We start from the raw sequence: 22,772 nt of genomic DNA on the forward strand, positions 1-22,772 counted from the left end.
ACGGCGTCCGTGAGCGCGCCGGAAGGAGGCCACCGATGAGACCCCGACCGTTCCACCTGCTCCGTCCGCGCACCCTCGACGAGGCTCTGGAGGCCTGGAACGCCCCGGGTGCCGATGCGGCGCTGCTCGCCGGCGGGCAGTCGCTCGTCGCCGACCTCAACGCGGGCCACCGAACCGTCGGCACGGTGATCGACATCAAGGGGATCCGCGAGCTCGACGAGCTGGCCCTGTCCGGTGACGTCCTCCGGATCGGCGCGCTGACGACCCACGAGCAACTGGCCGGGATCGGCGAGGGAGACCTGCCCCCGGCCCTCGCGGCCGTCCCCCGGGTGGCACGCACGGTCGCGCCGCGCCCGATCCGGGTGCGCGGCACCGTCGTCGGAAATCTCGCCGCCGGGTTCCGGGGCGCGACCTGGCCCGCCCTGCTCGGGGCGTACGGCACCACGGTCGAGGCGCGGACGCCCGACGGGCGCACGGCGCGCGGCGACGTCCGGGACGCCGTGCGGTTCGCCGCCGAGAGGTACGTCGTGACGGCCCTCGAGGTACCCGCCGGCCGGAAGGTCGGCTGGGCGGAGGCGACCGTACGAGCCTCGGGCCGGAGCTGCCGCGTCGCCTGCGGGGTACGACGCGAGGACGACGGGACGGTCACGGCGTGGCTCTCGGGCCTCGCTCCCGTCGTCGTCCGCCACGAGAACGTGCCGCCCGCGGACGAGGCCCTCGGCGAGCTGGCCCGGAGCGCCGTCGCCGGCGCCTCCGCGCCGGCGCGGACGGCACGGCCGGCGGGACCGGAGGACGAGACGGAACTCTGGCGGACGGTCGTGCACACCGTGCTACGACGAGCCAGGAACGACCTCGAGGAGGAGGCGGCTTGAGCACCGACACGACAGGGACACACTCCCCGGCGCCGGCACCACCGCGCCCGGCGTCCGACGGGACGGGACCGGCGACCGTCGCCTACGCACCCACGGTGAACGGCGTCGGCCGGCCGTTGCGCCGTGAGCCGCGGAGACTGCTCGTCGACGTCCTCCGGGACGACTTCGACGTGACGACCGCGGCCACCAGCTGCTCGGACGGCGTGTGCGGCACCTGCACCGTGCTGCTCGACGACAAGCCGGTCCGTGCCTGCCTGACGCTGGGCCACGAGGCGGACGGGCGCACCGTCCGGACGGCCGAGTCGATCCTGGCCGGGCCGCTGGGCACCGGCCTGTCCGAGGCCTTCAGCCGGCATCACGCGATCCAGTGCGGGTTCTGCACCCCGGGATTCATGGTGCTGGCCGCCGAGATGATCGAGTCGGGGCGAAGCGTCTCCGACGACGACCTGCTGGACATCGTGTCGGACAACCTCTGCCGGTGCACGGGCTACGGGCAGATCATCGCCGCGTTCCGCGACATCGCCCGCGGGCACGGCCTGTGGCGCAACGAGGGCGGCACCGCATGACGGCGGAACCGGTCGTCAGCAGGCTCGAGGACCGGCGGCTCGCCGTCGGCCGGGGCCGGTTCCACGAGTCCGTGCGGCGCGCCGGCACGACCTACCTGCGGGTGGTGCGTTCGCAGGTCGCCCACGGGCGGCTCGTGCGCGTCGACACCGCCGACGCCGCCGCGATGCCAGGTGTCCACGGCGTGTTCACGGCCGCTGACCTGCCTGGCGACGTGGTCATCCCGGCCCGCCAGCCCAGTCCGGGCATCGACTTCACCCCGTACCTGCAGGCACCGCTGGCACGGGAATGGGTCCGGTACGTCGGCGAGCCGGTGGCCTTCGTCGTCGCCGACGATCCCTACCGGGCCGAGGACGCCGCCCTGCGGGTCCGCACCGAGATCGCGGAGCGGCCTCCCGTGCTCGACGCCCGGCGCGCGGACGGCACCACGGTGGAGTCGCTCGGCGCGGCGCCCGCCCGCGTCGGCACGATCGACACCGGGTACGGGGACGTCGAGGCCGCGCTCGCCGAGGCGCCCGTCGTCGTCGAGCTCGATCTGGACTGCGGGCGCCATACGGCGGCGCCGCTGGAGAACCGGGGTCTGACCGTCGCCTACGACACCGATCCCGAGCGACTCCTCGTGTGGGGTGCGTCGAAGGTGCCGTTCTGGAACCGCAACGTGATGGCCCGATTCCTCGGCGTCCCGGACGACACGCTGCACCTGCGTGAGTCCGACGTCGGCGGCAGCTTCGGCATCCGGGGCGAGCTGTACGCCGAGGACCTCCTCGTCGTGTGGGCCGCCTGGCACCTGCGCCGCACGGTCCGCTGGGTGGAGGACCGCGAGGAACACCTGATCGCGGCGAACCACGCCCGGGAGCAGCAGCACCGGGTCCGTGCCGGGTTCGACGACGACGGGCGCCTCCTCGCGCTCGACGACGAGGCCTGGCTCGACACCGGCGCCTACATCCGGACGCACGGCGCCGTCGTCGCCGCGCTCACGGCGGGCATGTTCGCCGGGCCGTACCGGGTGCCGGCGTTCCGGAGCCGGGTGCACCTCGTGGTCACGAACAAGATGGGCGTCGGCACGTACCGCGCGCCCGGCCGGTTCCAGAACAACGCCGCCCGGGAGCACCTGATGGACCTGGCGGCCGCCCGGCTGGGCCTGGACGTGGCCGAGATCCGCAGGCGGAACCTGCCGACCGCCCGGGAGACGGAGCCGGGCCGCCCGATGAAGATCTTCGGTGCCCCGATGCTGCTGGACGGCGGCGACCACCTCGCGCACTTCGAGAAGTCCCTCACCACGGTCGGCTGGGACGCCTGGCAGGACCGCGCCGCGGCCGCGCGTGCGCGGGGTGAGCTGGTCGGCGTGGGGATGGCCGCGATCCTCGAGAAGGCCGGGCTCGGCCTCGAGAACGCCGTCGTCTCGGTGGACAGCAGCGGAGGCGTCCGGGTGGCGGTCGGCGCCGTCTCGGTGGGCCAGGGGGCGGAGACGGCGCTCGCCGTCGCCGCCGCCGAGGTCCTCGGCATCCGGCCGGACGACGTGCGCGTCGTCCTGTCGGACACCGACACGCTGCACGACGGGGGCGGCACGTTCGCCAGCCGCACCACGGTCGTGGCCGGCGCCGCCGTCCATCAGGCGGCGCAGCTCCTGCGCGACCGGCTGGCGTGGACCGCGGGAAGGATCCTGGACAGGGCGCCCGACGACGTCGTCGTCGCCGATCACGCCGTCGTCGAACGCGACGGTGCGCGACGCCGGCTCGACCTCGCGCTCCTGGCTCGCACGGCCTCGGCGCCGGGCTTCCTGCGGCCGGGCGACGAGCCCGGCCTCGTCGCCCGCTCCACCTTCAGCGCACCGACCATGACGTATCCCCCGGGGACGCACTTCGCCGAGGTGTCCGTCGACCCGGGGACCGGGATCGTCCGGGTCACGCGGTACGCGGTGACGTACGAGATCGGCCGCATCATGCACGAGGGCATGGCCCGCGGCCAGGTCACGGGCGGCGTCGCGCAGGGGATCGGCGGCACGCTCCTCGAGGACCTGCCGTACGACGACGCGGGAGTTCCCCTCGTCCGCACCCAGCGGGACTACCGGGCGCCCCACGCGCGCGACGTCCCGGACATCGACGTGCACCTCTTCGAGGACGTTCCCGCGCCAGGAAACCCCCTGGGAGTCCGCGGCGTCGGGGAGGCCGGGATCGCCGGCGTCGGCGCGGCGGTGATGAACGCCGTCCGTGACGCCCTGGGCCTGGCCGGGCCGCTGCGCCGTCTCCCGCTCTCGCAATCCACCGTCCTCGCGGCCCTGCAGGGCCGCTGACCCGGCCGACCACGTCCCACCCATCGAAGGAGAGCACCATGACCGTCACTCCGGCAACCGACCTCCTGACCCGCCGCAAGCAGCGCGCGTCGCTGCTCTTCGAGGAGATCATCACCAACAACCGGCTCGAGCTGGCGGACGAGATCTTCGCGCCGGACTTCGTCTGGCCCCAGTTCGGGCTGCGCGGCCCGGAGGGCGTGCGCACCTGGGTGCGGGCGTTCCGCACCGCGTTCCCCGACATGGAGGACCACGTGGTCCACCAGGTCGCCGAGGGCGACGTCGTGGTCTCGCGGGTCCGCTGCGTCGGCACGCAGCTCGGACCGTTCCGCGGCCTTCCGGCGAGTGGTCGCCGGGCCGATTTCGGGGCGGTCGGGATCGACCGGTTCGACGGCGACCTCATCGTCGAGCGTGAGGCCTGGTTCGACATCGCCGACCTCATGCGACAGCTCGGCCACCCCACGCTCGAGGTCCCTGACGTCGACCGGCCGTGAACCCGAGGTCGCGCGGGCAGGTCGTGACGACCTCCCGCGCGGCCGCTCGATCCTTCCGGGAGGCTCCTGCCGGCAACGCCTTTCGGAGGAGCCCCGAATGCGTCCGCGCACCCGCCGGAAATCGGCGGTGGAATTGCGCGGCGCACATTCATCTGGTCACGACGAAATGAACCACGAGAGAGGTAGGCCCAGATGACAAACGTGGCCTTCTTCGATGTCGATGGAACCCTGACCGCACGATCAACGATGTGGTCGTTCCTGGAGTTCTATCTCACCAAGGCGCACAACCGCACGGACCTGTACCGGGCCGCGCGACGACGCTTTGACGCCCTGAAGGAGCAGGGGAAGCCCCGCGCCGACCTGATCCGCGCCTATTTCTGCAGCCTGGCCGACTCGCCGGGCGCGGAGGTGTTCCGGCTCGGGAACGACTGGTTCCAGACCGAGTCCCGCCAGGGGTCCTTGTTCCATGCCCCGGTGCTGGCCGAGCTGCGCGCGCACCGCGCCTCCGGCGCCAGAACCGTCCTGGTGTCCAGCGCGTTCCCGGCGGCCCTGGCACCGATCGCGCGCAACCTCGGCGTGGACGACGTCTGGTGCACGTCCCCGGAGATCAGGAACGGGAACTACACGGGGCGGCTCGCCGCGCCGCCGATGATCGGCGAGTACAAGGCAACGGCGGTCCGGCTCGCGGCGACCAGCCACCGAGCGGATCCCTCGAACTGCACCGCGTACGGCGACCACGTCTCCGACGTCCCGATGCTCACCACGGTGGGCAAGGCCGTCGTGGTCGGCAACGACTCGACGCTCACACGGATCGCCCGGGGACGAGGGTGGCGCCGCCTGCCCGGGCCGCAGCCGGCATCCGAGACATGAATTTTCACCCTATTCGATAAGTGAGGCTGCTCACACCCGGGCGCCCTATTGTATGTTCGCGCCGCGGCACATAGGCTCAGGATATGACGAAGCGGATAACTCCGGCAGATTCCGCAGCCATTGAACTCGGTCGCTTTCTGGCTGCTCGCCGCGCCGAGATTCAACCCACGGCCGTCGGTCTCCCCACGACCCGACGGCGACGCCCCGGCCTCCGTCGAGAAGAGGTGGCCATGCTGGCAGGGGTCGGCGCCTCCTGGTACCAGTGGATCGAGCAGGGCCGCGCCAAGAACGTCTCCCGTGAAGTGCTCGAATCCATCTCCCATGCGCTGCAGCTCGACGCCGTGCAGCACCGCTACCTGCTGCGACTTGCCGGCCTGTCCGAAACCCCGTCCGAACTGCCCCACTACGACATGAACCTGCTCAACCAGGTCGTGAACGGATACCAGCCCAACGCCGCCTACATCGTCGACCGCTACTGGAACGTCCTCTGCGCGAACAGCGCCGCGCTGAGCTTGTTCGGCCCGGAACTCGCGAGCGGCAACTACCTTCGCCTCCTCTTCACGAACCCGAGGGTCCAGAGCCGCTTCGTCGACTGGCGGCGCGAGGCCGGGCACGCGGTGTCCCGCTTTCAGGCCCACGCCGCCGGGTACCTGCACGACCCGGACATCCGCGAGCTGACCCGGGAGCTCCGGGAGGCGAGCCCGGAGTTCACCGGGATGTGGGACTCGCGCGACGTGGCGGACCGGACCTGCGCGGCCCTCGACATGCGTGCCGGGGAGTCCGGGCACCGCCGCTACTACCAGACGACCCTGGACTTCACCTTCGTCGGCGGCTTCGGCCTCGTCCTGCTCACGCCCTCGACCGATCCGACGGACGACAGGACGACGCCGGCGACCTCACTGGCCTTCGACGCCAACTGGATACCGATGCCCTGATCCGGTGACCCGAGGAGCGTTCACGTACCCGTCTGCCGCGGCCTCAGCGCTCGACGAACCGCGTCCCGTCCGGCGTCAGTTCCGGCTCCCACACCACGCGGTGGATCACCCAGCGCTCGAGCACGATGCGCACCACCATGGAGACGATGCCCCACACGGCGAACAGCAGGAGCGCCTTGAGCCAGTTGTCGCCGTAGCTCCCGAACCGGATGACCGCGAGCAGCGGCACGGTGAGGCCGGCGCCGAGGATGACGGGGAACAGGTGCACGCCCACCCACTGGAGCGCGGACAGCAGCTCGAACCGGCGCTCGGCCACGACGCCGCGGTAGTCGAGCACCTGCACGACGTGGTCGGCGCGCCAGCGGGGCACGTGCCGCGCGACGGTCCACTGCGCGCCCTTGACCTCGAGCGTCTCGCTCTGCGCGGGCAGCCAGATGCCGAGCATCTGGTGCACCTCGGCGGGCGTCATGTACCCGCGGTCGAGGATCGTGACGCTGTGCCACGGCGGCTGCTTCATGTAGGTGGGCCCGGGCACGGCGAGCGAGACCAGGAACAGCACGGATCCGCCGACGCCGAGCAGCCAGGTCAGGGCGCCGGGCGCCCACGAGAGGATGAGGAAGGTGACGCTGACGGCGGCCGCGCCGAGCAGGGCGGTGAGGATCCGGTTCTTCGTGGTCATGGTGCCTCCAACCCTACCGATTCCGGGTCGCGGCACGGACACAACCAGCCGGTGAATCCGGGGACATCCTGGGCACACCCCGCGCCGGTCTCGTGCGGCGGCCGCAGGGGGCGGATCGTCAGAAGAAGACGACGTCGCGCGGGCCCAGCGGGTGCCGCAGCAACCGCCAGGCGAACCACTGCACGATGGCGAGGAACGGGAGCAGCACGAGCACCACGGCCCCGAGCAACCCGGAGGGGCCGCCGGCTGCCGTGCCGTCCATGAGCTCCGGCCAGGCCACCACGACCGTCACCAGAACGGGCGCGGCCACCAGCGCCGTCGTCGTCCGCAGGCCGGGGCGTGCCGGCTCCTGCAGGCGCCGCGCGACGAGCGCGGCGCCGTGCAGGCGCGTCGCGACGACGGTCCAGGCGGCGAGGACGACGACGTCGGCCGGGCTCCCCCACGCCACCCCGAGCAACCCGCCCCAGGCGGCCGCCAGCAGGGTGGACGCCGCGGCCAGGACCACGTCCCAGCCCGTGCGCCAGGCCGGGCCGGGGCGGCGCGAGCGCAGCCAGAGCGCGGCGTCGCGCAGCGCCCACGCGGCGATCAGCGCGATCGCGACCGGGTAGCCGGCGTGGAGCAGCTCGGCCTCGGCGTGCGGGAAGGCGCCGAGCAGCACGCCCGCGGCGGCCACGAGCCACACCTCGCCCGGCAGCAGCAGCGGGCCGACGGCGGCCAGGCGGACCCGGCGGGCGGCGTCGCCGCGCACGCCCGGGTTCCGGGCGCCGGCGCCCTCGACGGCGCCGTCGAGCACGGCCCAGCCCGTGAGCAGGACGGCGAGCAGGATTCCCCAGGCGGCGGTCATCGGGCTTCCTCCGGCGCGGCTCCGGCGAACCGCAGGATCTCGGCGTCGGCACCGGGCTCCTGCCCTAGCACCTCCGCGGGGGGCGCGCCCAGCACGAGGCGGCCGGCGCCCCGGGCGGCGAGCCCGGCGAGCACGGTCCAGTCGATGACCGCGAGCGTGACCATGACGGCCACGAGCACGAGGAGCGAGGTCAGCACCACGGCGGCCGGCTGGTCGCTGACGGCGTCCTCGGTGCGCAGCACGCCCGCCACGACCCACGGCTGCCGGCTCAGCTCGCGCGTCATCCAGCCCAGGATCGCGGTGACGAAGGGGGCGGGGACCGCGACGATCGCCAGCCAGTACAGCGCGACGCGCAGCGGCCGGTGCATCCGGAAGATCGCGCCGCCGGCGAGCAGCAGGGCGAGCGTGATCGCGCCCAGGAACATCCACTCGCCGCCGAGGATCATGAACCCCAGCCCGACGGCGGCGAGGGTGTCGAGCAACCCGTCGCCGGGGTCGCCGCCGGCGGCCCCGGGGCTGTCCAGGCCGCGCACGTAGCTGAACTGCGCGAACCCGAACCCCTGCACGAGCAGCTGCCCGATCAGGCCGGTCACGATGCCGGTGCGCATCGAACGCCGCCACAGGTCCTCGTCGGCGTCCGCGGGCCCGCGCCCGCCCCAGGGCCCGCCGGGGCCGTGGCCGCGGCGCAGGTGCCAGGCGCCGACCCCCACCAGCACGAAGCCGCCCGCGGTGAGGCAGGCGCCGAGCACGTGCAGGGCGGACAGGAGCGCCGCCGGGTTGGTGACCAGCGCGACCGGATCGGTGATGGTGGCCACGCCGCCGGCGGCCGGGTCGCCGGTGAGCTCGTACCCGACGGGGTTGCGCAGGAACCCGTTCGCGACCATCACCGTGAACGCCGAGGCGTAGCCCGTGGCGACCACGCCCCAGAAGATCAGGTGGTGCGCGCCCCGCGGGATCACGTGCCAGCCGAACACCCACAGCCCCAGGAGCGTGGACTCCAGGAAGAACGCCCCCAGAGTCTCGATCGCCAGCGGCGCCCCGAACACCTCGCCCACCACGTCGAGCAGCCCCGGGAAATGCAGCCCGAACTGCAGCTCCAGCACGATCCCGGCCGCGATCCCGAGCGCGTAGTTGACCAGGTAGAGCTGCCCCCAGAACCGGGTGGCGCGCTCCAGCACCCCGGCCTGCCAGGCCCCGCGCCGCTCGGCGCGCGCCCAGCGCGTGCCGAACAGGGCGACGACCGGGCCCAGCCCGAGCGTCACCAGCACGAAGAGGAAGTGGATTCCCGCCAGGAGAGCGAACTCCAGGCGAGCGAGTTCCGCGGCGCTCACTCGGCAATAGTAGCGTGGCTACATATTGGGTGGCTACCGGTCGGGTAGCTACCGGTCGGGAACCGGCCGGGATTCGCCCAGGGGTCAGTACTCCCGGCGGTTCCCGGACGCCTGCCACGCGGCGAACGGCTCCGGCGCCACGTCGATCCGGAGCGGGACGAGCGCCGTCGGCCAGTCCTGCCGGGCGCCGCTGAGCAGGTCGTAGAACAGGCTGTCGTCGAACCCCGCCGCCGCGGCGTCGCGCCGGTCGGCGGCGAACACGAGCCGGTCGACGCGCGCCCAGAGCGCCGCGGACAGGCACATCGGGCACGGCTCGCACGAGGCGTAGAGGGTGGCGCCGGCGAGCGAGTGGGTGCCGAGCGCCCGGCAGGCGCGGCGGATCGCCACGACCTCGGCGTGCGCGGTCGGGTCGATGCCGCCGGTCACGTCGTTCGCGCCGGCCGCCACCTCGGCGTCGTCCAGCACGACGACGGCCCCGAAGGGGCCGCCACCGCCCGCGACGTTCTCCGTGGCGAGCGCCACCGCCCGGGCGAGCCAGCGGTCGTCGGCGTCGGTCATGATGTCTCCTGTTCGTCTCGCGGCCGCCCGCGTGCGGTTCTCCGGCGCGCACACGTCGTTCGGCCTGCGGACTTCACCATAAGCGCCCCGGCGCCCGATCTACTGCGCGACGACCTCGATGGTGGCGCCCGCCCGCTCCAGGGCGGTGCGGTAGCGATGGGCCTCGGCGGCGGTGACCCGGTCGGCGACGGTCGTCGGGATCCGGCGGAAGACCGTGCGGGCCTCGTCCACGCCGAGCGCCGCGACCGAGCGCAGGGCGCTGATCAGCTCGTGGGCGTCCAGCTCGTGCTCGGCGTCGACCCCGACGAGCCGCACCGTGAAGGGGCCCTGCACTGAGAACCCGGGTTCGGAGCTGCCGCGGCGCGCCATGAGCACGTCGGTCACGAGGTAGGCGACGAAGACAACCGCGGCCCAGGCCGCGACGCAGCCGATCGGCCCGATGACCGGGAGCAGCTCGATCCGGTCGGCCACGGACAGCACCAGCGGCGCCGAGATGACCGGCGTGACGTGCAGCAGCGCGCGGTGCGCGAGCTCGTGACCGTCAGTGACGCGCACGGCGCGGATCCCCCGCACCGCGAGGTGCGCCACGGCCTGCTCGGAGCGCACGCGCGTCAGGCCGCGCGCCACGATCCAGCCGTCCGCGGCGTCGCGGCCGGCCACCGAGGGCCGCGCGAGGGCGGGCGGCCGGGCGGCGGCGGCCGGCTCCAGGCGCAGGATCGCGCGGACGCGGTCGCGCGACGACCCGCCGGTGTCGAGGATGCGCACGGCGGAGTCCTTCGGCTCGGCGACGTCGTGCACCGGATGGCGCACCGCCAGGACCAGCAGCATGACGGCGATCGCGAGCAGCACGCCGTCGAACCACCCGGCGAGCGTCCCCTGCGCCTCGATCGCGGCAACATAGACGAGCGTCCCTGTCAGGAACAACGCAGCTCGTGTGCCGTGCTTCACATCAGTGAGTGTGCCAGATCCCGGACGGTGCTCTTGACCGCGAGAGCCACCTTGTGGTTGTCGACGTCACGTTCTGCGAGGTCCCAGCCCGGAGGGGCGACGGTGAGATCGTCGGCGGCCAGGGATCTGCCGAGGCCGATCCCGAGGCCCTTGAGGTAGGCCTCCTTGCGGGACCAGATGCGGGTGAAGGCCGCGGCGCGGCCCGCCGGGTCCGCCTGCGCGACGAGCTCCTGCTCGCGGGGATGCAGCGAGGCGATGATCTCGTCGGAGGTGCGCGCCGGCACGACGGGTTCGACGTCGACGCCGACGTCGACGCCCGCGGGCGCGACGGCGACTGCGGCCAGGCCGCCGCCGTGGGAGATCGAGAACTCCGCCCGCTGCTGCAGGTGCCCGACGGCGAGCACCGGCCGCCCGTGCGGCTCCCCGCACCCGGGGCACGCGGCCCGGTCGAAGCGCAGCGCCGCGGGCGGCAGGTCGAGCCGCGCGCCGAGCACGAGCCGCAGCGCGGTGTGCGCGACGTGGTACCGCGCCCGGTCGGCGGCGCGCAGGTAACGGGACATCCGCTCCCGCTCGGCGTCGTCCAGCACGTCGGGGAGGTCCGCCGGGGACCGGTCGGCGGAGGAGCCGCCCGGCACGGCGTCGTCGGGCACCCCCGGCACGCGGAGCACGACTGCCTCCGCGGATCCGCAGGTCAGCCGCGCGACGATCAGCCTGTCCAGTACTTCGGGCGCCCGGAGGTCAGTCACGCCCCTGAACTTAGCCGATCGTCCGCGGTCACCGAGGAGATCGCCGGTTCAAGAACGCCCGGGCGGCCGGGAACCCCTCCGTGACCCGACCACCGGTGGCCTCCGCGCCACCGGTGGTCGGGTCACCGCCCTGCTCAGGAGGGCGTGCGCTCCGCGCGGTTGACCGCCGAGACGATCGCCTTCAGCGAGGCCGTCGTGATGGACGGGTCGATGCCCACGCCCCACAGGACGTCGTCGCCCACCTGGCACTCGACGTACGCCGCGGCCGCGGCGTCGCCGCCCTCGGCCAGGGCGTGCTCGGTGTAGTCCAGGACGCGCACGTCCACGCCCACGTGGCTGATCGCGTCCGTGAAGGCGTCGACCGGGCCCGTGCCCGTGCCCGTGAGGGTGTGCTTCTCGCCGCGGTCGACGACGTCGATCTCCAGCGTCGCCGGGCCGCCCTCGGCCGCCCGGATGCGGGTGTGCTCCAGCCTGAGGCGGCCCCACGGCTGCAGGTCCGCGCCGGCCGCGCCGACGCCGGCCTGGTCGATCGGCAGGTACTCGTCGGCGAAGATGCGCCAGATGTCCTCGCCCGTGACCTCGTGGCCCTCGGTGTCCGTGACGCGCTGCACGGCCCCGGAGAACTCGATCTGGAGGCGCCGCGGCAGGTCCAGGCCGTGGTCGTGCTTGAGCAGGTACGCGACGCCGCCCTTGCCGGACTGGCTGTTGACGCGGATCACGGCCTCGTACGAGCGGCCCACGTCGCGCGGGTCGATCGGCAGGTACGGCACGCCCCACACCAGGTCGTCGACGCCGACGCCGGCCGCCTCCGCGCGCCCGGCCATGTGCTCGAAGCCCTTCTTGATCGCGTCCTGGTGCGACCCCGAGAACGCGGTGAACACCAGGTCGCCCACGTACGGGGTGCGCTCCGGCACGCGCAGCTGGTTGCAGTGCTCCACGGTGCGCTTGATGGAGTCGATCCCGCCGTCCACGGCGAAGTTGATCTGCGGGTCGATGCCCTGCGCGAACAGGTTCATCCCGAGGGTCACCAGGTCGACGTTGCCGGTGCGCTCGCCGTTGCCGAACAGGCAGCCCTCGATGCGGTCGGCACCGGCCAGGTAGCCCAGCTCCGCGGCGGCCACGGCGGTGCCGCGGTCGTTGTGCGGGTGCAGCGAGACGATGACGTTCTCGCGGTGGTTCAGGTGCCGGCACATCCACTCGATCGAGTCGGCGTAGACGTTCGGGGTGGCCATCTCGACCGTCGCCGGCAGGTTGATGATCACCTTGCGCTCCGGCGTCGGCTCGAAGACCTCCAGCACCTCGTTGCAGATGCGGACGGCGAACTCCAGCTCGGTGCCGGTGTACGACTCGGGCGAGTACTCGTAGTAGACCCGCGTGTCCGGCACGGTCTCCTCGAGCTTGCGGCACAGCTTCGCACCGTCCAGCGCGATGTCGACGATTCCGTCCTGATCGGTCCGGAACACGACCTCGCGCTGCAGCACCGACGTCGAGTTGTACAGGTGCACGATCGCCTGCTTGGCGCCGCGGATCGACTCGTACGTGCGCTCGATCAGGTGCGCGCGGGACTGGGTCAGAACCTGGATGACGACGTCGTCCGGGATCCGGTTCTCCTCGATCAGCTTGCGCACGAAGTCGAAGTCCGTCTGGCTCGCGGACGGGAAGCCGACCTCGATCTCCTTGTAGCCCATCCGCACGAGCAGGTCGAACATGCGCAGCTTGCGCTCGGCGTCCATCGGCTCGATGAGGGCCTGGTTGCCGTCCCGCAGGTCGACGGCGCACCAGCGGGGCGCCTGCTCGATGCGGCGGGTGGGCCAGGTGCGGTCCGGCAGGTCGACGGCGAACTGCTCGTGGAACGGCTGGTACTTGTGGACCGGCATCCCCGAGGGCCGCTGCGGGTTGTCCTCGATGAGCCCGCCGGCGGTGCCGTACACGGGGTCACCGTGCGTCGCTCCGCGCGCGGGGTTGTCGGTCGTGTTCTCCGTGCTGATGTTCATGACTGGCGAGTCCTCCTGTTGAAGTGACCTTTGTCAGGCTCTCGGCCCGGGTCACGGGCCGCGGCCGGCATCACGAAGCCACCGCGGCGAGGAGTCCGGCCTCTTATGGGGCCTCGCCGCGGCACCGAAGGAGGAGGCTCTTCGCCGGGTGCACGCTGTCACTCTACCTCCGAGGGTGTCGCGGACCACAGCCGTCCACGATGTGGCGACGATTCCGGACCGGCGACGGCGCGCTCCGCGCGACCCCTCCCGGGCCCGCGCGGAGCTACCCGCGCTTCGTCTCCAGGAACTCCGCGATCCGCCCGATGGCGTCGGTCAGCACGTCGACGCTCGGCAGCATCACGAGCCGGAAGTGGTCGGGCCGCGGCCAGTTGAAGCCGGTGCCGTGCGTGACCAGGATCTTCTTGTCGCGCAGGAGCTCGAGGACCAGCTTCTCGTCGTCGTCCACCTGGTAGACCTCGGGGTCGAGGCGAGGGAAGCAGTACAGCGCGCCCCGCGGCGCGACCGTCGAGACGCCGGGGATCTCGTTGAGGAGCCGCACCGCCGTGTCGCGCTGCTCCAGCAGGCGCCCGCCGGGCAGCAGGATCTCGTCGACGATCTCGGGGCCGGCGCCCAGCGCCGCGGGGATCGCGTACTGCGCCGGGACGTTCGCGCACATGCGCATGTTCGACAGGAGGGTCAGCCCCTCCAGGAAGTCCGTGGCCAGGTGCCGCGGCCCCGTGACCGCCACCCAGCCGGAGCGGAACCCCGCCACCCGGTAGGCCTTGGACAGGCCGGAGAAGGTCAGGCAGAGCACGTCGTCGCCCGCGAACGTGGCGGTGTGGTGGTGCGTCGCGCCGTCGAACAGCACCTTCTCGTAGATCTCGTCGCTCAGGAGCACCAGGTCGTGCCGCCGGGCGAGGTCGGCCAGCGCCCGCACCGTCTCGGCCGGGTAGACGGCGCCGGTCGGGTTGTTCGGGTTGATGACCACCAGCGCCTTGGTGCGCGGCGTGATCCTGCGCTCGATGTCGGCGAGATCGGGCGCCCAGCCGGCGGCCTCGTCGGTCGCGTAGTGGACGGGGGTGCCGCCGGTGAGCGTCACCGCGCCCGTCCACAGCGGGTAGTCGGGCGCGGGGATGAGCACCTCGTCGCCGACGTCGACGAGCGCCTGCAGCACGAGCGAGATCATCTCGGACACGCCGCTGCCGATGAACACATCCGAGGGGTCCATGTCCAGGCCGCGGCCGGTGTAGTACGCGGCCACGGCCTCGCGCGCGGGCAGCACGCCCCGCGAGTCGGAGTAGCCCTCGCCGGCGTGCAGGTGCCGCTGCACGCCCTCCAGCACGACCTCCGGCGCCTCGAACCCGAACGGCGCCGGGTTCCCGATGTTCAGCTTGAGGACCTGGTGGCCCTCCGCCTCGAGGCGCTCCGCCTCGACCAGGATCGGTCCGCGCACGTCGTAGCGGACATCTCGCAGCTTGCTGGACTGTGTGATCGGGCGCACAGAAGGGATTCTCTCATTCACCGCCGGGAGCGCAGCGCGGCGTCCACATCCGGGTCGCCGAGCTGGCCGAGCCAGTCGAGCAGGGCCGGGTAGGTGGACGGGTTCCGCGCCACGTGCGGCCGCAGGTGCGGCGCCTCCTGCACGATGACGGCGAGGTCCGCGAGCGGCGTGTGCGGGTTCAGGGCGATGTCCGAGGTCCAGCGGGACTGCGCCGCCGGCGCGTTCAGCTGCGCCGTGGCGCCCAGCGGCTGCATCACGGCGGTGTCCCCGGCGGACTGCTGCCCGCCGAGGCCCTGCATCTCGCGCGCGGTCGGCTCCTGCGCGACCTGCGCGACCGACGGCTGCTCGCCCGGGTACCCGCGGCGCTCCTGACCCGCGTAGGTCTTGACGGAGTTGGACGAGGAGATCCGCTTCCGCGGCCGGTCGGGCGTCGGCGTGGCCGGTGTGGACGGCGTCGCCGGCGTCGCCTCGACATCCTGGGCGCGCGGCTCCGGCCCGCGGCCGGCACCCGAGCCGAGCACCGCGGTCATGTCGCGCGTCTCCTGCGGCGCGTCGTCGATGTCCGACGACGCCGGGCGGGCTGCGTCCGTCCCCTGCTGCGTCGCGGCCGACGACGCCGGGCGCACCGCGTCCGTCGGCTGCGACGGCGTGGCCGACGACGGCGGGCGCGTCGCTTCCGTTCCCGGCGACGAGGTACCTGCCGACGACGCGGGACCGGCCGCGGCGGGCGACAGCTGACGGTTTTCCCCGGTCGACGAACCGACCTCGTGCGTGCGGTCCGCGTCGGACCCGGCACCGGCGGCCGCCACCCCGGTGAGTACCGCGGTCGCGCCACCGCCGGCCGGCACCGGGTGGTTGTCGGTGAAGGTCTCGGCGCCGTACACGGCGTCGGCGTCCGTCCCGGTCCGGCCGGCGGCGACGTCGTCGGACGCCGTCCCGACCTGACCACCCGTCCACCTGCCGCCCGGCGCGTCGGCCTTGCCGCCCTGCGGGAACTGCTGCCGCTCGCGGGCGGGCTCCGAGGGGAGCTTGGCGGGCACGGCGTCCGAGGCAGGGGCCCAGATCCAGGCCGGGCTGTGGTCGGCCTCGCCGTCGCCGGCGATGCCGGTGGTGTCGAAGTGCTCGCGGACGGCCTTGGGGACCATGAGCGCCGCCGCGGCGATCCCCGGCAGGCCGAGCGCCATGACCAGGTCCACGATCAGGACGCCCGACTTCACGCCGGACGCGGCGAAGACCACGACGAGGCCGAGCACCCCGGCGACGCACGCGGCCGCGACGGCCGGGACGTGCCCGGTGGACGCCTCGCGGCTCAGGGAACGGCGCGCGAACGCCGCGACCCCCGCGATCACCAGGCAGAGGATGAGCCGCAGCAGGGCGACGACGTCGAACCCGTCGCCCACCAGCGTCGCGAGCCCGCCGGCCGCGCCGCACGCGGCCACCAGGATGAGCACCTCGAAGGACCGGACCGCGGTGCGCACCCAGACGCCGACGTCACCCGGCGTCGTCGTCCCGGGCTCCTGCCCGGACGCGCCGGCACCCTGGGACTCCCAGAACGGCGAACGACGCACGGCCGGGGCCGCCGCCAGCGCGGCGAGCACGGGGAGCAGCACGATGCCGTAGCGCTGGTCGTGGGTGGACTCCAGGCCGCGCAGGCCGCCACCGGCGGTGAAGACGGCGCACACGCTCAGCACGACGCCCAGCGCCAGGAGCACCAGCCGGGCCGCGCGGTCCCGGCGCCAGGTGCTGTGCACCAGGAGCAGCAGCAGGCCGATCACCAGCACGAAGTTGACCGGCCCACGCAGCATCGCGCCCAGGTCGCGGTCCGTGAAGAAGGTCTGCACCAGGGAGATGAGCGCACAGACCGCGACGACGCCGCCCGCGGCGATCAGCACGGTGCGCCAGCGGTCGTGGACGCGGCCGTCGAGGTCCGCCGGGCCGAGCTCGCTGTCACGCGGGGTCGCCGCCAGCAGGGCGCCCGCGAGCGCCAGGCCGAGGCCCGTCCCCACGCCGGACCCGGTGAACAGGTCGAGGACGACGGCGAACAGCCCGGCGAGGACCAGGGGCAGGTTCGCCCACACGCGCCACTTGCGGGTCGACTGCACGGTCCAGGCCACGGGCAGCGCCCCGAACCGCGCGAGGTACGGGATGGCGAGGGACGCCAGCGAGAGCGCCGTCGTCAGCACCACCTCGACCCGGCCCGCGCCGCGCGCACCGCCCATCCAGGGCAGGGCGAGCGCAAGGAACAGCAGGAGCGCGGCCACGACGTCCCGGACGTAGTCGCCGGGGCGGTAGGTCGCGAAGGGCGACGTCGCGGAGACGGCAGGCGCGCCGGCCTCCGTGCCCTTGCCTGTGCCCGGGGTCTGCTGGTCGTCACGCGCGGGGGCGTGGATATCCGTCATTCACAACTCCTGGTGTGGTGCTACCCGGCGCGGTACCGCGAGTGAGGCCGCGGACACAGGCGGCGTGTGGGTCCGCCATCGTTTCTACCGGCTCGGCGGGCGGATGTCGTTGCGAATCGCGGTGTGTTCGGCCACCTGTTCGAGAACCTGCCCACTTGCTTCACATCCACGGCCCGATCGACCGCCCGTCCGGTCCCGGCCCCGCCGGCCGCGGTCAGAAGCCCAGGCGCCTCAGTTGCTTGGGGTCGCGTTGCCAGTCCTTGGCGACCTTGACGTGGAGGTCCAGGTAGACGCGGGTGCCCAGGAGGGCCTCGATGCCGCGGCGGGCCTCCGTGCCCACCGAGCGGAGGCGCGAGCCGCCGCGGCCGATGACGATCGCCTTCTGCGAGTCGCGCTCCACGAAGAGGTTGACCCGGACGTCCAGGAGCGGCGGGCGGCCCTTCTGCTCGTCGCCGCTGCCCTCGCGCGGCACGATCTCCTCGACCACCACCGCGAGCGAGTGCGGCAGCTCGTCGCGCACGCCCTCCAGCGCGGCCTCGCGCACCAGCTCCGCGACCATGACGGCCTCCGGCTCGTCGGTGAGCTCGCCGCCCGGGTAGAGCTCGGGCCCCTCGGGCAGGTGCGAGACCAGCACGTCGGACAGCTCCCCGACCTGGTACCCGTCCTTCGCCGAGACCGGGACGATGTCCGCCCACTCCCGCTCCACCGCCTTCGCCAGCTCCTGCACCGCGAGCAGGTGCTCCATCATGACGTCGCGCCCGACGAGGTCCGCCTTGGTCACGACCGCCACCACGGGAATCCCGCGCCGTCCGCGCATCAGCTCGGCCAGCTGCTGCGCGATGTACCGGTCACCCGGCCCGATCTTCTGGTCCGCGGGCAAGCAGAACGCGATGACGTCCACCTCGCTCAGCGTGTCCCGCACCAGGTCGTTCAGCCGCTCGCCCAGCAGGGTGCGGGGCCGGTGCAGCCCGGGCGTGTCCACGAGCACGAGCTGCGCGTCCGGCCGGTGCACGATCCCGCGGATCGTGTGCCGCGTCGTCTGCGGCCGCGCCGACATGATCGCGACCTTCTCCCCCACCAGCGCGTTCGTCAGCGTGGACTTGCCCACGTTGGGCCGTCCCACGAGGCAGGCGAACCCGGACCGGTGGTCCGGGATGGTCGGGGTCTGGTCATTCACGCGTGGTCTTCTCCTGATGTCCGACGACGCCGGGCGCGCCGTCGTCCCATTGTCGCCTTGCCACAGGCGAGCATGCCGGGCTCCGGCGTGATGCGCATCACCCTTGACCCAGCAAACGGGTGAAGGATTTACTAGACTTCCGAGCATGGAGGAGTGGGACATCCAAGCCACTGACGAGTTCAGGCAGTGGTTCAACACCCTGGACAGGGACACGAAGTTGCAACTCACGGACGCCATCGATCTGCTGGCCGAACGTGGTCCGCAGCTGGGACAGCCGCTGGTCGACCGCATCGAGGGGTCACAACTGCACAACATGAAGGAACTCCGGCCAGGGTCGAAGGGAAACACCGAGATCAGGGCACTCTTCGCCTTCGATCCCTGGCGATCGGCGATCCTGCTGATCGGCGGCGACAAGTCGGGCAAGTGGTCCTCGTGGTACCGCATCGCGATACCGCAGGCGGAGCGACTGTTCGCGGAATACTTGAAGGAACGCGGGAAGGACGACAGCGATGAGTAACTACACCAAGTGGTCCGAGATGCGCGCCGAGGTCGTCAAGGAGTTCGGCGAAGAGGCACTTGCCGACGCTCGCAAGGTGAACCAGGCTTACATCGACGCCTACCGCCTCGCGCAGCGCCGCAAGGAACTCGGGATGACTCAGCTTGAGGTCGCCCAGGAGATGGGTGTCACCAAGGGCCGTGTGTCCCAGATCGAGCGTGGCGAGGTCTCGACGCTTGCAGTGATCGCACGGTACGTTGCCGCGCTCGGCGGCACCATTCAGGTCTCCGCCGTCTTCGACGGGAACATCTACCCGCTCAAAGCGACCCGGCCAGCTTGATCGCCGACACGGGCGCAGGGATCATGCGCCCTGGTCGTCGGCGGCGCCCCCGTCACCGTTCGAGTTGGCGCCGTCCGCCGGACCCACCCGCCTCACCAGGATCGTGGCGAGCTGTTTGCGGCGTCCCTCGACGCGTTCCGCGGTGAGGTGGAGGCCCGAGACCTCGGCCCGGGAGCCCGCGAGGGGGACCTTGCCCAGGGCCTTGGCCAGGAGGCCGCCCGTGGTGTCGACGTCGTCGTCGTCCAGGCGCAGCTCGAAGAGCTCGCCGAGCTCGTCGACCGGCATGCGGGCCGGGACGCGGAAGCCGCCGTCGGGGAGCTCCTCGACCTCCGGGACCGGGACGGTGTCGTGCTCGTCGGTGAGCTCGCCGACCAGTTCCTCCAGGAGGTCCTCGATGGTGACCAGGCCGGCGATGCCGCCGTACTCGTCGACCACCAGGGCGATGTGGGAGGCCGACGCCTGCATCTCCCGCAGGAGTTCGTCGACCGGCTTGGACTCGGGGACGAAGACGGCCTCGCGGGCGACCTCCGCCGCGGGTTGCAGGCCCGCGCCCTCGGCGTCGTCGACCGGCCAGTGGACGGCGGCGACGACGTCCTTGAGATAGGCGACGCCGACGACGTCGTCGACCGACGTGCCCACGACGGGCACGCGCGAGAAGCCGGACCGCAGGAAGAGGCGCAGCACCTTGCCGAGGGGGGTGCCGGCCGCGACCGTGATCATGTCCGTGCGCGGCACCATGACCTCGCGCACGATCGTGTCACCGAGCTCGATCGCGGAACGCAGCAGTTCGCGGTCCTCGTCCTCCAGGTCCTCGGACTCGCCCACGCGGTACGCGACGTCGCGCCGGTCCTCCTCCGGGGCCGGCTGCGGGACGCGCGGGACCGAGAATCGGGTCAGCCAGGCGACGCCGCGGGAGATCACCGTCAGGGCGGGCGCCAGCGTGAGCAGCACCTCGACCGGGCGGCGGAACGCGACCGCGCGCGGCGAGATCCGCACGAAGAGCACGCCGACCACCAGGCCGACCGCCAGCACCACGAGCATCGTGACGAGATCCGGCACGAGCGTCCCGAACATCGCGTCCGGGAGCGCCTGGTGCACCAGCAGCGTCGCGGCGGCGATGGCCACCACCTCGGAGGTGACGCGCACCAGCGCGAACGACGCCACGGTCGCCGTCGGCTCGACCTGCAGCGCCATCGCGGACCGCGCGCGGGCGGCGCGGGGCTCGTCCGGTTCGGGGCCGTGCTCGGCCTCGGCGAGGCATTCGGCCAGGCCCGAGCGGGTGACCCGGAGCAGCGCGGCCTCACCGGCGGACAGGACGCTGGCCAGGACGAAGCCCACGGCGGAGGCGAGGGCGAGAAGGAGGGAGATCACTGTGGTTCGTCGGTGTCCGTGGGGTCGGGGGCGGTGGCGGGCGGCCGGTCAGCGGTTCGCGAGGAACGTGAGCAGGAGACGGCGCTGCAGCGCGAACATCTCCTTCTCCTCCTCAGGCTCGGCGTGGTCGTAGCCGAGCAGGTGGAGGATGCCGTGCGTGGTCAGGAGCAGGAGCTCCTCGACCGTGCTGTGCCCGGCGGTACGCGCCTGCTTGACCGCGACGTCCGGGCACAGCACGATGTCGCCGAGCGTGCCCGGCGCGAGGTTCTCGCCCTCGCGGCCCGGGCGGAGCTCGTCCATGGGGAAGCTCAGCACGTCCGTCGGGCCGGGCTCGTCCATCCACTTGACGTGCAGGTCGCTCATGGCGTCGGGCTCGACGAACAGGATCGACAGCTCGGACTGCGGGTGGACGCGCATCTCGTCCAGTACATGCCGGCCGAGCGCGGCGAACTCCGCCTCGTCGACCTCGAACCCCGACTCGTTGTTGACCTCGATACTCACGTTGCTGCTTTCTCTGTTGACGGCAGTGCCGTTCCCACCGCTTCCCCGGGCCCGGCGCCGGGCGGAAGCCCCGGCTCCCGCCCGGCGCCCTTCGTCAGCGGCGGCGCGGCTGCCTGTGATCCTGCGGCTGGCGCCCGGGCCGCCGCCCTTCCGTGACGACGTCCCAGCGCGCGTACGCGTCGATGATGTCGCTCACGAGGCGGTGCCGCACGACGTCGGCCGAGCCGAGACGGCAGAACTCGACGTCGTCGACCCCGGCGAGGATGTCCTCGACCACCCGCAGGCCCGACGTCTGGTTGCCCGGCAGGTCGACCTGCGTGGCGTCGCCGGTGATCACCATCTTCGAGCCGAAGCCGAGGCGCGTCAGGAACATCTTCATCTGCTCGGTGGAGGTGTTCTGCGCCTCGTCGAGCACGATGAACGCGCTGTTCAGCGAGCGGCCGCGCATGTATGCCAGGGGCGCCACCTCGATGGTGCCCGCCTCGATGAGCTTGGGCACCTGCTCCGGGTCGACCATGTCGTGCAGCGCGTCGTAGAGCGGGCGCAGGTACGGGTCGATCTTCTCGGTCAGCGATCCCGGGAGGAACCCGAGCCGCTCGCCGGCCTCCACCGCGGGCCGCGTCAGGATGATCCGGTTCACCTGCTTGGCCTGCAGGGCCTGGACCGCCTTGGCCATCGCCAGGTACGTCTTGCCCGTACCGGCCGGGCCCAGGCCGAACGTGATCGTGTTGACGTCGATCGCCTCGACGTACTGCTTCTGACCCGGCGTCTTGGGGCGGATGGTGCGGCCGCGGCTCGACAGGATGTCGAACGTCAGCACGTCCGCCGGGCGCTGCGCCGAGGCGGCGGTCAGCATCCGGATGGAGCGGGTGACGACGTCGGGCGTGAGCTGCGTCCCGGCCTCGACCACCTGGATCAGCTCGTCGAGCAGGCGCGAGACCAGCTCGACGTCGCCCGGCGGGCCGGACACGGCGATCTCGTTGCCGCGGGCGTGGACGTCGACGGACGCGAACCCACCCTCGATCGCACGCAGCACGGCGTCCTGGCTGCCGAGCAGGGCGACCATCGGGACGTGGGCCGGGACGACGACGCGGTGCTCGGTGGTGCGATGCGATGTGCGGACGGGGGCGTGCGATGCGGAAGTTGTCATGGGCCGGCTGCGAGCCGCTTCGCTCCTTGGTCAAGGGCTGGGTTGACGTTCCCATCCTATCGGCGAAGGGACCGTTCGCACCGCTCCTTTTCGGGTTTCTTCCCGGGTTGCTCTCCTGGTCGGGCCGGCGCCGCGTCAGAAGCCGCCGAGCTGGGTCCCGGCCAGGACGTGGGCGTGCGCGTGGAAGATCGTCTGGCCTGCCTTGGGGCCGACGTTCCAGATCAGCCGGTACTGGCCGTCCGCGAGATCCGAGGCGACCTGATCGGCGAGCGCGACGACGTCGGCCAGGACCATGGGATCCGATCCGGCCAGCGCGCTCACGTCCGCGTGATGCGCACGGGGCACGACCAGGACGTGGACCGGGGCCTTCGGGTTGATGTCCTTGAACGCCACCGTGGTCGCCGACTCCGCGACCAGGTCGGCCGGGATCTCGCCCCCGATGATCTTGCAGAACAGGCAGTCCGCGCCGGCGGGGCTCGCCGTCCCGGCCGTCGTGCTGCTCTCGGTGCTAGCCATGGCGGCAGGCTACCGGGGGCGGGGTGCCGGCGTCGCCTCGGGCCCGCGGTCCCGCGCCTCCGGGCGGGGCCACGGGTCATCTCAGTCATTTCTCCGGCGGGTTCCGCACGACTACCATCGGCGGCATAGTCGAAATTGTTACCTCGTCCGAAGTGCCAGACATCGGTTTCTGTGGTTGAGTCTGGCGCGTTCGACGGGTGGCCCCAGACCCCCG

At 72.6% G+C, this 22,772-nt stretch carries 22 protein-coding genes; 8 read left to right on the plus strand and 14 right to left on the minus strand.

Annotation, left to right across the window (positions count from 1 at the left end):
- Positions 1–35 precede the first annotated feature (35 nt).
- The 6 genes from ABD208_RS13885 (at position 36) to ABD208_RS13910 (ending at position 6,025) form a co-directional block, all read left to right on the plus strand.
- Positions 36–872, plus strand: coding sequence for an FAD binding domain-containing protein (locus tag ABD208_RS13885; RefSeq protein ID WP_344103847.1), 837 nt, complete (start codon positions 36–38; stop codon positions 870–872).
- Entirely contained in the window at positions 869–1,438 is a 570-nt protein-coding gene (locus ABD208_RS13890) for a (2Fe-2S)-binding protein (RefSeq protein WP_344103849.1), read from the plus strand. Before ABD208_RS13885 ends, ABD208_RS13890 begins: the two co-directional genes overlap by 4 nt.
- The gene (locus tag ABD208_RS13895; protein ID WP_344103852.1) at positions 1,435–3,729 is read left to right on the plus strand and encodes a xanthine dehydrogenase family protein molybdopterin-binding subunit; all 2,295 of its coding nucleotides are present in this window, start codon (positions 1,435–1,437) and stop codon (positions 3,727–3,729) included. Before ABD208_RS13890 ends, ABD208_RS13895 begins: the two co-directional genes overlap by 4 nt.
- Before the next feature lie 38 nt (positions 3,730–3,767).
- Positions 3,768–4,220: an ester cyclase gene (locus ABD208_RS13900; protein ID WP_344103854.1), complete on the plus strand. Its 453-nt coding sequence runs from the start codon at positions 3,768–3,770 to the stop codon at positions 4,218–4,220.
- 192 nt (positions 4,221–4,412) lie between these two features.
- Positions 4,413–5,090 carry an HAD family hydrolase gene (locus tag ABD208_RS13905; protein ID WP_344103857.1) on the plus strand — a complete coding sequence of 226 codons (678 nt, stop codon included), beginning with the start codon at positions 4,413–4,415 and terminating at the stop codon, positions 5,088–5,090.
- Between the two features lie 83 nt (positions 5,091–5,173).
- Positions 5,174–6,025, plus strand: a complete 852-nt coding sequence (locus ABD208_RS13910) for a helix-turn-helix transcriptional regulator (RefSeq protein ID WP_344103859.1) — start codon at positions 5,174–5,176, stop codon at positions 6,023–6,025.
- A gap of 43 nt (positions 6,026–6,068) precedes the next feature.
- Here the strand turns inward: ABD208_RS13910 and ABD208_RS13915 are convergent, their stop codons facing one another.
- From ABD208_RS13915 to era, 10 genes are all read right to left on the minus strand, one after another.
- Positions 6,069–6,704: a hypothetical protein gene (locus ABD208_RS13915; RefSeq protein WP_344103861.1), complete on the minus strand. Its 636-nt coding sequence runs from the start codon at positions 6,702–6,704 to the stop codon at positions 6,069–6,071.
- Positions 6,705–6,822: 118 nt separating this feature from the next.
- On the minus strand, positions 6,823–7,548 hold the full coding sequence (locus tag ABD208_RS13920) for a cytochrome d ubiquinol oxidase subunit II (RefSeq protein WP_344103863.1): 726 nt from the start codon (positions 7,546–7,548) through the stop codon (positions 6,823–6,825).
- Entirely contained in the window at positions 7,545–8,879 is a 1,335-nt protein-coding gene (locus ABD208_RS13925) for a cytochrome ubiquinol oxidase subunit I (RefSeq protein WP_344103865.1), read from the minus strand. The genes ABD208_RS13920 and ABD208_RS13925 overlap by 4 nt, the downstream gene beginning before the upstream one ends.
- Positions 8,880–8,963: 84 nt before the next feature.
- Positions 8,964–9,437 carry a nucleoside deaminase gene (locus ABD208_RS13930; protein ID WP_344103867.1) on the minus strand — a complete coding sequence of 158 codons (474 nt, stop codon included), beginning with the start codon at positions 9,435–9,437 and terminating at the stop codon, positions 8,964–8,966.
- Between the two features lie 99 nt (positions 9,438–9,536).
- Positions 9,537–10,385 (minus strand): ribosomal protein L7/L12, encoded by an 849-nt coding sequence (locus ABD208_RS13935; RefSeq protein WP_344103869.1) that lies wholly within the window; start codon positions 10,383–10,385, stop codon positions 9,537–9,539.
- Positions 10,382–11,131 (minus strand): 4'-phosphopantetheinyl transferase family protein, encoded by a 750-nt coding sequence (locus ABD208_RS13940; protein WP_344103871.1) that lies wholly within the window; start codon positions 11,129–11,131, stop codon positions 10,382–10,384. Before ABD208_RS13940 ends, ABD208_RS13935 begins: the two co-directional genes overlap by 4 nt.
- Before the next feature lie 134 nt (positions 11,132–11,265).
- Complete coding sequence (leuA, locus tag ABD208_RS13945) at positions 11,266–13,008, minus strand: 2-isopropylmalate synthase (RefSeq protein WP_344104168.1); 1,743 nt, start codon at positions 13,006–13,008, stop codon at positions 11,266–11,268.
- Between the two features lie 382 nt (positions 13,009–13,390).
- The gene (locus tag ABD208_RS13950) at positions 13,391–14,608 is read right to left on the minus strand and encodes a pyridoxal phosphate-dependent aminotransferase (RefSeq protein WP_344103874.1); all 1,218 of its coding nucleotides are present in this window, start codon (positions 14,606–14,608) and stop codon (positions 13,391–13,393) included.
- Between the two features lie 17 nt (positions 14,609–14,625).
- Positions 14,626–17,007: a DUF7937 domain-containing protein gene (locus ABD208_RS13955; protein WP_344103876.1), complete on the minus strand. Its 2,382-nt coding sequence runs from the start codon at positions 17,005–17,007 to the stop codon at positions 14,626–14,628.
- Between the two features lie 214 nt (positions 17,008–17,221).
- On the minus strand, positions 17,222–18,184 hold the full coding sequence (gene era, locus ABD208_RS13960) for a GTPase Era (RefSeq protein ID WP_344103878.1): 963 nt from the start codon (positions 18,182–18,184) through the stop codon (positions 17,222–17,224).
- Positions 18,185–18,329: 145 nt separating this feature from the next.
- Here era and ABD208_RS13965 point away from each other — a divergent pair, with 145 nt between their 5' ends.
- The gene (locus tag ABD208_RS13965) at positions 18,330–18,701 is read left to right on the plus strand and encodes a type II toxin-antitoxin system RelE/ParE family toxin (RefSeq protein WP_344103881.1); all 372 of its coding nucleotides are present in this window, start codon (positions 18,330–18,332) and stop codon (positions 18,699–18,701) included.
- Positions 18,694–19,020, plus strand: a complete 327-nt coding sequence (locus tag ABD208_RS13970; RefSeq protein ID WP_344103883.1) for a helix-turn-helix domain-containing protein — start codon at positions 18,694–18,696, stop codon at positions 19,018–19,020. Before ABD208_RS13965 ends, ABD208_RS13970 begins: the two co-directional genes overlap by 8 nt.
- A 21-nt stretch (positions 19,021–19,041) precedes the next feature.
- Here ABD208_RS13970 and ABD208_RS13975 read toward each other — a convergent pair whose 3' ends face one another.
- From ABD208_RS13975 to ABD208_RS13990, 4 genes are all read right to left on the minus strand, one after another.
- The gene (locus ABD208_RS13975; RefSeq protein WP_344103885.1) at positions 19,042–20,391 is read right to left on the minus strand and encodes a hemolysin family protein; all 1,350 of its coding nucleotides are present in this window, start codon (positions 20,389–20,391) and stop codon (positions 19,042–19,044) included.
- A 48-nt stretch (positions 20,392–20,439) separates the two neighbouring features.
- Positions 20,440–20,892, minus strand: a complete 453-nt coding sequence (gene ybeY, locus ABD208_RS13980; RefSeq protein WP_344103887.1) for an rRNA maturation RNase YbeY — start codon at positions 20,890–20,892, stop codon at positions 20,440–20,442.
- 94 nt (positions 20,893–20,986) lie between these two features.
- On the minus strand, positions 20,987–22,042 hold the full coding sequence (locus ABD208_RS13985; protein WP_344103888.1) for a PhoH family protein: 1,056 nt from the start codon (positions 22,040–22,042) through the stop codon (positions 20,987–20,989).
- 135 nt (positions 22,043–22,177) lie between these two features.
- The gene (locus ABD208_RS13990) at positions 22,178–22,558 is read right to left on the minus strand and encodes a histidine triad nucleotide-binding protein (RefSeq protein WP_344103890.1); all 381 of its coding nucleotides are present in this window, start codon (positions 22,556–22,558) and stop codon (positions 22,178–22,180) included.
- Between the last annotated feature and the right edge of the window lie 214 nt (positions 22,559–22,772).

It is taken from the genome of Myceligenerans crystallogenes, from assembly GCF_039529775.1.
Lineage (GTDB): Bacteria > Actinomycetota > Actinomycetes > Actinomycetales > Cellulomonadaceae > Myceligenerans > Myceligenerans crystallogenes.

Coding starts and splice junctions, on each gene's coding strand:
- ABD208_RS13895 (WP_344103852.1), top strand. CDS start 1,435: ATGACGGCGGAACCGGTCGTCAGCAGGCTCGAGGACCGGCGGCTCGCC.
- ABD208_RS13990 (WP_344103890.1), bottom strand. CDS start 22,558: ATGGCTAGCACCGAGAGCAGCACGACGGCCGGGACGGCGAGCCCCGCC.
- ABD208_RS13915 (WP_344103861.1), bottom strand. CDS start 6,704: ATGACCACGAAGAACCGGATCCTCACCGCCCTGCTCGGCGCGGCCGCC.
- ABD208_RS13930 (WP_344103867.1), bottom strand. CDS start 9,437: ATGACCGACGCCGACGACCGCTGGCTCGCCCGGGCGGTGGCGCTCGCC.
- leuA (WP_344104168.1), bottom strand. CDS start 13,008: ATGCCGGTCCACAAGTACCAGCCGTTCCACGAGCAGTTCGCCGTCGAC.
- ABD208_RS13910 (WP_344103859.1), top strand. CDS start 5,174: ATGACGAAGCGGATAACTCCGGCAGATTCCGCAGCCATTGAACTCGGT.
- ABD208_RS13920 (WP_344103863.1), bottom strand. CDS start 7,548: ATGACCGCCGCCTGGGGAATCCTGCTCGCCGTCCTGCTCACGGGCTGG.
- ABD208_RS13885 (WP_344103847.1), top strand. CDS start 36: ATGAGACCCCGACCGTTCCACCTGCTCCGTCCGCGCACCCTCGACGAG.
- ABD208_RS13970 (WP_344103883.1), top strand. CDS start 18,694: ATGAGTAACTACACCAAGTGGTCCGAGATGCGCGCCGAGGTCGTCAAG.
- ABD208_RS13900 (WP_344103854.1), top strand. CDS start 3,768: ATGACCGTCACTCCGGCAACCGACCTCCTGACCCGCCGCAAGCAGCGC.
- ABD208_RS13985 (WP_344103888.1), bottom strand. CDS start 22,042: ATGACAACTTCCGCATCGCACGCCCCCGTCCGCACATCGCATCGCACC.
- ABD208_RS13905 (WP_344103857.1), top strand. CDS start 4,413: ATGACAAACGTGGCCTTCTTCGATGTCGATGGAACCCTGACCGCACGA.
- ABD208_RS13955 (WP_344103876.1), bottom strand. CDS start 17,007: ATGACGGATATCCACGCCCCCGCGCGTGACGACCAGCAGACCCCGGGC.
- ABD208_RS13965 (WP_344103881.1), top strand. CDS start 18,330: ATGGAGGAGTGGGACATCCAAGCCACTGACGAGTTCAGGCAGTGGTTC.